General features: G+C 69.2%; 11 protein-coding genes. 8 read left to right on the top strand and 3 right to left on the bottom strand.

Going from position 1 to position 11,999, the window contains the following annotated elements; all coding sequences use genetic code 11:
- The first annotated feature begins 27 nt into the window (after positions 1 to 27).
- The 3 genes from EPO13_04605 (at position 28) to EPO13_04595 (ending at position 2,525) form a co-directional block, all read left to right on the top strand.
- Positions 28 to 444 carry a DUF3151 domain-containing protein gene (locus EPO13_04605; GenBank protein ID TAK70238.1) on the top strand — a complete coding sequence of 139 codons (417 nt, stop codon included), beginning with the start codon at positions 28 to 30 and terminating at the stop codon, positions 442 to 444.
- Between the two features lie 97 nt (positions 445 to 541).
- Positions 542 to 1,828, top strand: a complete 1,287-nt coding sequence (locus tag EPO13_04600; GenBank protein ID TAK70237.1) for an adenylosuccinate synthase — start codon at positions 542 to 544, stop codon at positions 1,826 to 1,828.
- A 40-nt stretch (positions 1,829 to 1,868) separates the two neighbouring features.
- Positions 1,869 to 2,525 carry an N-acetyltransferase gene (locus EPO13_04595; GenBank protein ID TAK70236.1) on the top strand — a complete coding sequence of 219 codons (657 nt, stop codon included), beginning with the start codon at positions 1,869 to 1,871 and terminating at the stop codon, positions 2,523 to 2,525.
- A 22-nt stretch (positions 2,526 to 2,547) separates the two neighbouring features.
- On the opposite strand, the gene EPO13_04590 is transcribed toward EPO13_04595, so the two are convergent.
- A complete protein-coding gene (locus EPO13_04590) occupies positions 2,548 to 3,585 on the bottom strand; it encodes an NAD(P)-dependent oxidoreductase (GenBank protein TAK70235.1) in 1,038 nt (345 codons plus the stop codon).
- Between EPO13_04590 and EPO13_04585 the strand changes: the two genes are divergently transcribed.
- The 5 genes from EPO13_04585 to purD all read left to right on the top strand — a co-directional run bounded on the left by EPO13_04585 (position 3,550) and on the right by purD (position 8,764).
- The gene (locus tag EPO13_04585) at positions 3,550 to 4,824 is read left to right on the top strand and encodes an aromatic ring-hydroxylating dioxygenase subunit alpha (protein TAK70234.1); all 1,275 of its coding nucleotides are present in this window, start codon (positions 3,550 to 3,552) and stop codon (positions 4,822 to 4,824) included. The genes EPO13_04590 and EPO13_04585 overlap by 36 nt on opposite strands.
- Positions 4,811 to 5,332 carry an aromatic-ring-hydroxylating dioxygenase subunit beta gene (locus EPO13_04580; protein ID TAK70233.1) on the top strand — a complete coding sequence of 174 codons (522 nt, stop codon included), beginning with the start codon at positions 4,811 to 4,813 and terminating at the stop codon, positions 5,330 to 5,332. The genes EPO13_04585 and EPO13_04580 overlap by 14 nt, the downstream gene beginning before the upstream one ends.
- Before the next feature lie 198 nt (positions 5,333 to 5,530).
- Positions 5,531 to 6,034, top strand: coding sequence for a hypothetical protein (locus tag EPO13_04575; GenBank protein TAK70232.1), 504 nt, complete (start codon positions 5,531 to 5,533; stop codon positions 6,032 to 6,034).
- Between the two features lie 147 nt (positions 6,035 to 6,181).
- A complete protein-coding gene (locus EPO13_04570; GenBank protein TAK70467.1) occupies positions 6,182 to 7,465 on the top strand; it encodes an aspartate aminotransferase family protein in 1,284 nt (427 codons plus the stop codon).
- A gap of 24 nt (positions 7,466 to 7,489) precedes the next feature.
- On the top strand, positions 7,490 to 8,764 hold the full coding sequence (gene purD, locus EPO13_04565) for a phosphoribosylamine--glycine ligase (GenBank protein TAK70231.1): 1,275 nt from the start codon (positions 7,490 to 7,492) through the stop codon (positions 8,762 to 8,764).
- A 128-nt stretch (positions 8,765 to 8,892) separates the two neighbouring features.
- On the opposite strand, the gene EPO13_04560 is transcribed toward purD, so the two are convergent.
- Positions 8,893 to 9,651: a DUF559 domain-containing protein gene (locus EPO13_04560; GenBank protein TAK70230.1), complete on the bottom strand. Its 759-nt coding sequence runs from the start codon at positions 9,649 to 9,651 to the stop codon at positions 8,893 to 8,895.
- 802 nt (positions 9,652 to 10,453) lie between these two features.
- Entirely contained in the window at positions 10,454 to 11,968 is a 1,515-nt protein-coding gene (gene zwf / locus EPO13_04555; protein TAK70466.1) for a glucose-6-phosphate dehydrogenase, read from the bottom strand.
- Positions 11,969 to 11,999 lie beyond the last annotated feature (31 nt).

Raw genomic sequence — 11,999 nt, 5'->3', positions numbered from 1 at the left:
GGATGGGCCGATGACGAGGATGCCGCGATGACCCTGGACGCCGACCTGCTCGGCGGCCCGCCGCCCACCTTCCTGCCCGACGACGCCGACGTCCGCGGCCTGCTGGCTGACGGAGCGTCGCCGGACGACGTGGCTCGCCGTCACCCGGCGTCGTCGCTGGTCTGGGCGGTCCTGGCGGATGCGGCGTGGGCGGACGGGCACGTGGTGACGTCGTACGCCTTCGCCCGCACCGGGTACCACCGAGGCCTGGACCTGTTGCGGCGCAACGGATGGAAGGGACACGGCCCGATACCGTGGGAGCACGAGGGCAATCGCGGCTTCCTGCGGTCGTTGCACGCCCTGGGCAGGGCGGCCGGCGCTATCGGAGAAACCGCCGAACAGGACCGGTGTGCCACGTTCTTGCGCGACTCCAGCCCGACGGCGGTCACCGCACTGGGCGGCTGAGCAACCCGGGTTTTCGGCGGCGCGTCGCCGCCTCCGGTAACCTCCTGCTGCCGCGCTCGCCGGGAGCGCCCTGCCGCCGCGTGCCGAGGGGATCACCATGCCCGCGATCGTCATCCTCGGCGCCCAATGGGGTGACGAGGGCAAGGGCAAGGCCACCGATCTGCTCGGCAGCCGGGTCGACTACGTCGTGCGATACCAGGGCGGCAACAACGCCGGGCACACCGTCGTCGTGGGTGACCAGAAGTTCGCCCTGCACCTGTTGCCCAGCGGCATTCTGACGCCCGGCTGCGTCCCGGTGATCGGCAACGGCGTCGTGGTGGACCCCGCTGTCCTGTTCGAAGAACTCACCGAACTGCAGCAGCGGGGAGTGGACACGTCGCGGCTGGTCGTGTCGGCCAGCGCGCACCTGATCGCGCCGTACCACGTGACGCTGGACAAGACGACCGAGCGGTTCCTGGGCAAGGCGAGGATCGGCACGACCGGCCGGGGCATCGGGCCGGCGTACGCCGACAAGGTCGCGCGGGTCGGCGTCCGGGTGCAGGACCTGTTCGACGAGTCGATCCTGCGGCAGAAGGTCGCAGCCGCGCTGGAGTCGAAGAACCAGGTCCTGGTCAAGGTCTTCAATCGGCGGGCCATCGCCGTCGAGGAGGCGGTGGACGAACTGCTGGGATACGCCGAGGGCCTCCGCCCGTTCGTCGCCGATACCGCGCTGCTGCTCAATCGTGCCCTCGACGACGGGCAGCTGGTCCTGCTCGAAGGCGGTCAGGGCACGCTGCTGGACGTCGACCACGGCAGCTATCCGTTCGTGACGTCCAGCAATCCCACGGCCGGCGGAGCGAGCACAGGTTCGGGAATTGGCCCGACGAAGATCACCCGGGTGATCGGGATCCTCAAGGCGTACACGACCCGCGTCGGCTCCGGGCCGTTTCCCACTGAACTGTTCGATGCCGACGGCGAGCGGCTGCGCAGTGTCGGTGGCGAATTCGGCGTCACCACGGGCCGCCCGCGGCGCTGCGGCTGGTTCGACGCACCGATCGCCCGCTACGCCGCCCGGGTCAACGGGTTGACGGATTTCTTCCTCACCAAACTCGACGTCCTCACCGGTCTCGACCGGATCCCGGTATGCGTCGGCTACGACGTCGACGGCGAGCGCACCGACGAGCTTCCGCTGACCCAGACCGGTTTTCATCACGCGGTCCCGGTGTACGAGGAGCTGCCCGGCTGGCACGAGGACATTTCCGGGGCAAAGGAACTGGCGGATCTGCCGCCGCAGGCCCGGTCGTACGTGCAGTTCCTGCAGGACGTGTCCGGCGCACCGATCAGCGCGGTCGGGGTAGGGCCCGACCGCGACGCGACTATCGTCCTGCGCGACCTCGTCGGCTGACCGGATCACCTGCGCCGCAAGGTATCGGAACTCTCCCAGCATGCTCGACGAGCGCTATCGGGACAGTCGTCCGCACGACGCGGTATGGCCCGACGCCGGCTGGCCCCCGCCTGGCGGACCCTGGCGTGGGACGTGGGTCGAGCTGACACCGGCCGTGGCCGCCGACAGCGCCGAACTATTCGCCGCCACGGATCATGACGAGGTATGGCGGCACACCTTCGGACGCCCCGTCGATGCCGATGGCTGGGTCGCCGTGGTGAACGCAGCCCCGGCCGCCGGCCGGCATCCATGGACGGTGCGGCTGCGCCGGCCGTATGCCGGACTGTCGCCTGGGACGGTCGTGGGGACCTCGTCGTACCTGGAGATCTCCGTCCACGATGCGCGACTGGAGATCGGGGCGACGGCCTACGCTCCGGCAGTCTGGGGTGGTCCGGTCAATCCCGAGACGAAGCTGCTGCTGCTGACCGTGGCGTTCGAGGAACTGCGCATGGGCCGGGTCCAGCTGAAGACCGACGTCCGCAACGTCCGGTCGTTGCGGGCGATCGAGCGGCTCGGGGCGACTCCGGAAGGTGTGCTGCGCCGCTACCAGCGCCGCAGCGACGGCACCGTCCGGGACACCGCGCTGTTCTCGGTCGTCGCGGAGGACTGGCCCCGGGTTCGTTCGGGTCTGCGCCGGCGGCTGGCCGCTTTCGGCTAGCAGGGTTGTCCGGCGGCGCCCGTCAGCTGGTCAGCCCTTCGTCGCCGAGGCCGGGCAGGACGTCGTCGACGAGCGCCTGGACCAGTGGCGCGTCGACGCCGAGATCGGCCGCGAGGTCGCGGGCCAGGCGCAGGTCCTTCCCCGTCATCGCGACCATGCCCGCCGGACCGGCGGTGTGGTTGCGCTCCTGCCAGCGAAGCCGCTCCCAGCTGCGGGTTGCCCAGCTGGAGCCGAGGTCGCCGGTATTGATCATGGACAGCAGGTCGCTCTCGGAGACCCCCGCCGCAGCGGCGAGCCGGATCGCTTCGCGCGCAGCGAGAATGTGAGAGATGCTCAGCAGGTTGTTGACGATCTTGACCGCGGCTCCGGCGCCGAGTTCCCCGCATCGGAAGACGTGGTTTCCCATCGCTTCGAGGACCGGCGTGATGCGGTCGGTCGCGGCCACCGGCCCGCCGACGAAGAACGTCAGCGTTCCGTCCCGGGCGCCGACGCTGCCGCCGGTCATCGCTGCATCCACGTACTGCACGCCGTGGGTGGCGGCGTGCTCGCTGACCGCCCGGTGCGCGGCCAACGACACCGTGCTGGCCACCACGACGACGGCGCCGGGAGTCAATCCCGCAATGACTCCCGGTGTCTCCGGGGTGCCGACGCAGACATCACGGACCTGCTGGTCGTTGACGACAACGACGACCACGACGTCGCGATCGCGACTGACGTCGGCGTTGCTGGCTGCCGCGTCGGCACCCAGGGCGACGAGCTCATCGACGGCTTCGGGCCGCAGGTCGCGGACGGCCACGTCGAAACCGTTGCGGACCAGATTGGCCGCCATGCCCTTGCCCATGTCGCCCAGACCGACGAATCCGATCCGCAGCGCCTCCGTCGTTGACATGGCGCGCACCGTAGCAGATAGTATGTAAACTGTACTAACCAGGGGGCCAAGGACGGGCGCCGGCCGATCGCGGGCGCCGGACAGGGAGTAGCTGTGCCTGAGGCCAGGAGATTCACCGATTCCAGTCGGTTCATCATGGAGGACAGGGACCGCGGGACCTGCCGGGTCCATCGTGACACCCTGCGCTCTGAAGAGGTGTTCTTCGAGGAGCAGCGCCGGATCTTCAATGGTTCCTGGCTCTACGTCGGCCACGGCTCCGAGGTCGAGGCGCCCGGAGACTTCCGTCGTCGCACCGTCGGCGGCCGCCCGCTGATCTTTGTCCGCGGTCGCGACGGGAAGGTGCGCGCTTTCTTCAATTCGTGTACCCATCGCGGAGCGACGTTGTGCCGGGAGGACGAAGGCAACGCCAAGGCATTCCAGTGCTTCTACCACGCATGGGTATTCACGACCACCGGCGAACTCAACAGCATGCCGGACCGGGACGGGTACTCCCCTGATCTGGATGTCGAGAGCCTGGCACTGCGGCAACCGGCGCAGTTCGACTCGTACCGGGACTTCTACTTCGTGAACTACTCGCTCGAGGCGCCGTCGTTGGCGGACTACCTCGGCGACGCCACGGAGATGATCGACCTGACGGTGGACCAGAGCCGCGACGGCCTCCGCGTCATCCGCGGCCACACGCACTACACGGTCAAATCGAACTGGAAACTCAACGTCGAGAATACGCTCGACGGCTATCACGGTGAGCCGCTGCACACGACCTACTTCAGTTACATGAAGGAGTTCGGCAGCCGGCGCCCGACCGGGTGGTACGGCGACGAATCTCGGACGCACATCTATCCCCACGGGCATGCCGCGTTCGAGATGCCGCCCGGTTTCCCCAAGCCGATCGCGCACTGGAATCCGTTCTTCGGCGAGGAGGCCAAGCCCGACATCGAGCGGTTGCGGGCCGAGGTCATCGCCCGGCTCGGCGAGGAGCGGGGGAGCCGGGTATGCGACTACACCCGCAATCTCATCGTCTTCCCGAACTTCACCCTCGCCGACTCGCACTCGATCTTTGCTCGGACTGTCGAGCCGGTCGGCGTGGATACCCACGAGGTGCGTTACTGGCAGCTGGCTCCCCGCGAGGAGAGCGGCGCGGCACTGGCTCGCCGGCTGGACAATTTCATCAGTTTCCTGGGCCCCGGCGGCTTCGCGACGCCGGACGACGCGGAGGCGCTCGAGGCGTGCCAGCAGGGCTACTCGATCGGTGAGGTGGAATGGAACGACATCTCCCGAGGCATGCGGCGTGATCCCAAGATCGTGGACGAAGCCGGGATCCGGGCGTACTGGCGCCACTGGACCAACCTCATGACCGGCAGCGACCTGCCGCTGGCCGATCGTCCGGTGGGGCACCATGTCGGCGCCTAGCGACCAGCTGCCGGTGACCGCGTCAGTGGCGGCGGTTACCCGGGCGCAGCTGGAGGACTTCCTCTACCGAGAAGCAGCGTTGCTGGACAGCTGGCAACTGGACTCGTGGCTCGAGTTGTTCTGCGAGGACGCGGTCTACGTCATGCCCAGCGCCGACCTGCCCGACGGTGATCCGACCGTCGACCAGGTCTACATCGACGACACCATGGAACGACTGCGCGCGCGGGTGACCCGGCTGAAGAGTCGCCGAGCGTTCCGGGAGTTTCCATACGCCCGAACTCGCCGGCTCATCACGAATGTCGTGATTCTCGGCCGTTCCGGGGACGAGATCGAGCTCACCGCGTCATTCGCGGTGTACCGCTTCCGTAATCGACAGGCCGATGTGTACGTGGGCCGTTACGACCACCGGCTGCGGCTGGTCGATGGGGACCTGCGCTACGTCGTACGCCGGTCGACGCTCGACTTGGAGGATCTGCGTCCGCACGGCACGGTCAGCATCATCGTGTAGCAGGATGCGGAACCGATCCTGGTCGTGTAGCAGGATGCGGAACCGATCCTGGTCGTGTAGCAGGATGCGGAACCAATCCTGATCGTGTAGCAGGATGCGGAACCAATCCTGATCGTGTAGCAGGATGCGGAACAGTTGTCGTCGTGTAGCAGGATGCGGGCGGACAGACCTGCCTGATGGACCGAGTGCCAACGGAGAATGTCAGTGTCGACAGAACCACGCGTCATGGCCCCGCACCACACGGCCTTCGTCGTACCGGATGTCGCGGTGTGGATGGAGGAGTTCAGCACTGTCCTGGGCCTGCAGTGGCGCGAGGTCCGGGTGGCGCCGATCCGGTTGAAGGATCAGCACGGTGTCGAGCACGAGCACACGACGACCTACGTGCACTCGAAGGGAGCGCCGTCGATCGAGCTCTTCGAGGGCATTCCCGGCACGATCCTGGAGGGCGGCGACACTCCGCGGTTCCACCACATCGGCTACTGGGTCGACGACCTGGTGACCCGCTCGCGCGAGGTGAACGACTGCGGTTGGGCATGGTTGCAGGACGCCGGCCCGACCACCCCGCCGCCGGCTGCGTTCCACAAGACGCCGTTCGGGTACCTGGAACTGCTGAATCTGGAGTTTCCGCGCGGGGAGTACTACCACGATCTCTTCCCGCCCGGGCGGACCCCGCCGGGATATGTGGGGCCCACGACGCCGTAAGGTCGGGCATCCCTACTCGGCTACCCATGGCCTGTGATGAGCGATGACCTGTGATGCGCCCTGCTGGCGAAGCGTCATGACCCCGGGCCGACGGTGACACCGGATCCTGAGGGTGCGCGGGTTCACGATCTGGACCGAGCGCACGTCATGCACTCGTGGTCGGCGCAGGGCGGGCTCAATCCGTTCCAGATCGCCCGGTCGCAGGGGTGCTACGTCTGGGATTTCGACGGTAAGCGCTACCTCGACCTGTCCAGTCAGCTGGTCAATACCAACGTCGGTCATCAGCACCCCAAGGTCGTCGCGGCGATCCAGCGGCAGGCCGGTCTGCTGGCGACTGTGGCGCCGCAGCATGCGACCACTGCCCGCGGTGAGGCGGCAGCGCGGATCAGTGCCCTGGCTCCGCCCGGGCACGATCACGTGTTCTTCACCAACGGTGGGGCGGACGCGGTCGAGAACGCGATCCGGATGGCTCGCCTGCATACCGGTCGGCGCAAGATTCTCAGCAGCTACCGCAGCTACCACGGCAACACCGGTGCGGCGATCGCGGCGACGGGCGATCCGCGCCGCTGGCAGAACGAGTACGCCGTCGGCCACGTCCACTTCTTCGGCCCTTACCCCTACCGCACCCCGTTCTGGTCCACCTCGGTCGAGCAGGAGGGGCAGCGCGCCCTGGAGCACCTCGCCGGAGTGATCGCCCTGGAGGGACCGGACACGATCGCCGCGGTGATCCTGGAGAGCGTCGTCGGGACCGGCGGCATCCTGGTCCCACCGCCGGGCTACCTCGCCGGGGTCAAGGCCCTGTGCGCCGAGCACGGCATCGTGTACATCGCCGACGAGGTGATGGCCGGTTTCGGCCGCACCGGCGCGTGGTTCGCCTACGAGCACGCCGGCATCGACCCCGATCTGATCGTGTTCGCCAAGGGGGTCAACTCCGGCTACGTGCCGCTGGGCGGCGTCATCGTGTCCGACGAGATCTACGACACGTTCCGGGACAGGGTGTTTCCCGGTGGCCTGACGTACTCCGGGCATCCGCTGGCCTGCGCGGCCGCCGTGGCGACCATCGACGCGATGCGCGACGAAGGGATGGTCGGCAACGCCGCCCGGATCGGCACCGACGTCCTCGGTCCCGGTCTTCGGGCCCTTGCCGAACGGCACCCGGTGATCGGTGAGGTCCGAGGGCTCGGCGTGTTCTGGGGGATCGAACTGGTCACCGATCGCGCGACCCGCGAGCCGTTGGCGCCGTACGGCGGGACCTCGCCGGCGATGGCCGAACTCGTCGCCGGTTGCCTGCAGCGGGGGGTCTTGCCGTTCACCAACGGCAACCGGATGCACGTCGTACCGCCGTGCATCGTGACCGACGACCAGGTGCGGGAGGGCCTCGGCGTGCTGGACGAGGTCCTCGGGTTGCTCGACGGCTACTACACCGGCTGAGCGCGTCCCCTAGGCTCACCGGCCGTGAAGGTCCTCGTCGTCGGGTCCGGTGGCCGCGAACATGCTCTGGTCCATGCCCTGCTGGCCGATGACGAGGGCCCGCAGATCGTCGTGGCCCCGGGCAACGCCGGGATCGCCGCGCAGGTGCCGACCCGCCCGCTCGACGTCACCTCGGCCACGGCCGTCGCCGACCTCGCAGCGGCGGAGGGGGCCGACCTCGTCGTCATCGGGCCTGAGGTGCCGCTGGTCGCGGGGGCGGCCGATGCCGTACGCGCGCAGGGCATCGCGTGTTTCGGACCCAGCGCTCCGGCGGCGGCGCTGGAAGGCAGCAAGGCCTTCGCCAAGCAGGTGATGGCGGCCGCGGGGGTGCCGACGGCGATGGCGCACGTGTGCACGGATCCGGCCGAGATCGCCGTGGCGCTGGACGCCTTCGGGCCGCCGTACGTCGTCAAGGACGACGGCCTCGCTGCCGGGAAGGGCGTCGTGGTGACCACCGACCGCGCGGCAGCGCTGGCGCACGGCGTCGCCTGCGTCGACGGCGGCGGCACGGTGGTGGTGGAGGAGTACCTCGACGGGCCCGAGGTGTCGCTGTTCGCGATCTGCGACGGGACGACGGTCGTCCCGCTGGTGCCGGCCCAGGACTTCAAGCGGGTCGGCGACGGCGACAGCGGACCGAACACCGGGGGGATGGGTGCCTACGCGCCGTTGCCTTGGGCGCCCCAAGATCTGGTGGCGACGGTCACCGACCGCGTGCTGCAGCCGACCGTCGACGAACTACGGCGGCGGGGGACGCCGTTCGCGGGCCTGCTGTACGCCGGCCTCGCCCTGACGTCCCGTGGGCTGCGGGTGGTGGAGTTCAACGTCCGGTTCGGCGACCCGGAGACCCAGGCCGTGCTCGCGTTGCTGCGCACGCCGCTGAGCGGCCTGCTGTACGCCGCCGCGACCGGTCGGCTGGACCAGGTGGAGCCGTTGCTGTGGCGCGACGCGGCCGCCGTCACGGTCGTGGTGGCCGCTGCCGGGTACCCCGGGACGCCGCGGACCGGCGACCCGATCACGGGGTTGGACGCGGCCGCCGCCGTCGACGGGGTGACGGTGTTGCACGCTGGTACGGCCGCCGGGCCTGATGGATCGGTGGTGTCCAGCGGCGGCCGTGTGCTGTCGGTCACCGCCATCGGGCCCGATCTCGCGACGGCGCGGCAGCGGGCCTACGACGCAGTGGCGAAACTCGACCTGCCGGGCGCGGTCTACCGCACCGACATCGCCGCCCGCGCCTCCCGCGACGAGATCACCATCCCGTAGCGCCGTCGGGTGATGAGGGACGGTCCCGATGGAGCCTGGTTACCTGTGCTCGCCGGCTGTCCCGGCACGTCGCCAGCTCGTCCCATGTCCGCCGTGCCACCGCAAGGGCTCACAACGAGACCGGCTTGTCAGCCCTTGCGGTGGCTCCGCAAGGGCTGTGCCGTCAGGTAGCTGTTCAACGCCGCGAGGATGCGGCGGACGACGACCTCAGGGCGACGCAAAATCTCGTCCCATGTCCAGCGAACGACGATCCAGCCGGCGCGGCGCAGGGAGTCCTCGCGTTCCTTCTCGCGCAACAGATCTGCTCGATCGACGTACTTGAGCGCGCCGTCCGCCTCGCCGAGCACCCGGTATTGCGGCCAGCCGAGATCTGAGCGGTAGGTGCGGCCGTCGTCGCCGTGGACGGCGAGCTGCGCCACAGGGCGTGGCAAGCCAGCCGCGAGAAACCTGCCGCGCGACAGGGATTCCAGGGGAGTCTCAGCCTTCGGATCGACGTCCTCGGCGGCCCTTCGTACAGCACGGATGCCCGGCAGTCGGGCCATCGTCGCAATGATGGCCGCCAGCTCGTCCGTGGCCCGGGCCCGCGGCACGGACGCGGCCTCGAGCGCCGAATTGGCGCTCCCCCTCTGGCTGTCGGAAAGCCGCAGGATCCATTGCCGTAGTGCAGCATCCAGCGGTACCAGTGCCGAGGGCAGGGGCTGGCCGCGAGCGAGATCGACGGCGGTGCGCAACAACGACGTCGTCGGCACACCCAGGCGGGTATCGCGCTGTCGCCGCGGGAGATTCGTGGCCCGCACCAGCAGGTCGGACCGCGCACCACGCCGTACGTCGGCATGTCGGGGCACGAACAACGTGACGCGATTGGCGCCAGCGTGGTCGTGGCCCACGGTGGGAATCCCGTGCAGGTGCGCCGCTGTCTCGAGGGCGGCGGTCGCCGGGACACCGTCCGCCGCGAATCGGGCTACCTCCAGGGCGACCCTCCGTACCGTGACAGTCTGCTGTCCGCCATGCCACCGCAACGGTTCGTCGGAATCGGCTAGTAGCAGCCCGTGCGGTGGCACGGCGGGAACCTTCGAAACAATCCAGTGGCCGCGCCGCACCCGGTCGACCCTCCCGGCGGCCACGGCTGCCCGCCATCGACCGCGGGATACCGTGGCCAACGCTTCGGCGGTCGTGAACGGCTCGGGACCGAAGCGGTCCCGCAGGATTGCGGCGGTCGCCGCGGTGCCGGCCCGCCCTCGCCGCGCGGCGGAGGAGGCCTTGTCGGGCGCGGGAGCTTCATTTGCCAGGCCCGGCGAGATCTGCTGGCCGCGCCAGTCGCCGCTCACGATGGTCCGCAGCCCGCATCGAGCCCAGGCTTGTTGCAGGGCGGTGAGTTTCGGTGGTTGCCGAGTGACTTGGGCGCGGTGGACCGCGTCGGACGGGAACTGAGGCTTGGCGGCGCGGTGAGCCGCGGACGGCTGTTTGGCAGCAGGGCAGGGCGCGAACAGGGGGCCGAATGCGGACGAGGGGCGGTCAGCGGCGGTGTTGGCACCGCCGGATCATCGCCAACCTCGGTTGGTTACGGTGACGGCCGTCCACAGCCCGCCGTGCCACCGCTAGGGCTGACAACGGGACGGGCTTGTGGACCTTTGCGGTGGCACGGCGAAGTGACGACCTGCCGGCATCGCGGGGCTGACGGCCGCGGTGCTACCGGCTCTCGCGCCAGCCTCGCTCGAACGGCAGTCGCCAGGCGTGGGGCGCGACGAGCTGATGGATCGCGTTCGGCCCCCAGGTTCCCGGGGCGTAGGGCTTCACCGGCGGCGGATACTCCAGCAGCGGGGCTGACCGCTCCCAGAGGCTCTCGATGCCCTCCGCGGTGGTGAACAGCGTGTGGTCACCGCGCATGGCATCGAGGATCAGCCGTTCGTACGCCTCGAGGAAGTCGTCGGCGTGCTCGGTCTCGTGCGACGAGAACTGCATCGAGAGTTTGTCGAGTTTCATCCCCGGCCCGGGCCGTTTGCCATAGAACGACAAGGAGACCTTCGACGAGTCCGCCAGGTCGAAGGTCAGGTGGTCCGGCCCGGCCGCCCCGACGCCGGAGTTCTGCGGGAACATCGTGCGGGGCGCCTCCTTGAAGGCGATCGAGATGATCCGCATGCCCTCGGCCATGCGCTTGCCGGTGCGCAGGTAGAACGGAACGCCGGCCCATCGCCAGTTGTCGATGCCGCAGCGCAACGCGATGAAGGTCTCGGTGTCGGAGTCGCGTGCGACCCCCTCCTCGTCGCGGTATCCGGTGTACTGCCCGCGTACGACCCGGGCGGGGTCGATCGGCAGCATCGAGCGGAACACCTTGTTCTTCTCTTCGCTGATGGCCCGCGGCTCCAGCGCCGTCGGCGGCTCCATGGCGACGAATGCCAGGACCTGCAGCAGATGAGTGACGACCATGTCCTTGTAGGCGCCGGTCGCCTCGTAGAACGCGGCTCGCCGGTCGAGTCCGAGCGTCTCGGGTATGTCGATCTGCACGTGGTCGATGAAGTTCCGGTTCCAGATCGGCTCGAACAGGCCGTTGGCGAAGCGGAACGCCAGGATGTTCTGCGCGGCTTCCTTCCCGAGGAAGTGGTCGATGCGGAAGATCTGTGACTCACGGAACGTCTCGTGCACCTGGTCGTTCAGCGCGATGGCGCTGGCCAGATCCTCACCGAACGGCTTCTCCATCACCACGCGTGCGCGGTCGACGAGGTGGGCGTCGCGCAGCATCGCGATCACCGCGAGTGCGGCGCGCGGCGGGACGCTGAGGTAGTGCAGCCGGCGGGCCGTCGGTCCGAGCGCCGTCTCGGCGTCGGCGACGGCGGCGGCCAGGGCCTGCGGGCCGGCGTGCTGCGGGACGAAGGACAGCCGGCTGGCGAAGGCCTCCCACTGGTCGGGACCGAGCTTGTGCAAAGCGAACTCCCGCACCGCATCGGCGGCGAACGCGCGGAAGCTGTCGTCGTCGAGGTCGTCCAGCGAGCTGCCGATCACGCGGAAGTCCGGTGCCAGTGACGAAGCAGCGAGGTGGGACAGGCCCGGCAGCAGTTTGCGCCGGGCGAGGTCGCCGGTGGCGCCGAACAGGACGATGACGTGGGGATCCAGCGGCTCGGACCCGTCGCGTCGGTGCCGCGGAGACGAGGCGGGCGGCGGCGAGGTATCGGACGGCTGGTCGTAGGAGGGCGCGGGATAGGAGATGGTCTGGGCCGGCTGGGCGTTCGTGTCGGGC

The sequence above is a fragment of the Actinomycetota bacterium genome (genome assembly GCA_004297305.1).
Taxonomy (GTDB): domain Bacteria; phylum Actinomycetota; class Actinomycetes; order S36-B12; family FW305-bin1; genus FW305-bin1.
This window is presented reverse-complemented; position numbering and strand designations above follow the sequence as displayed.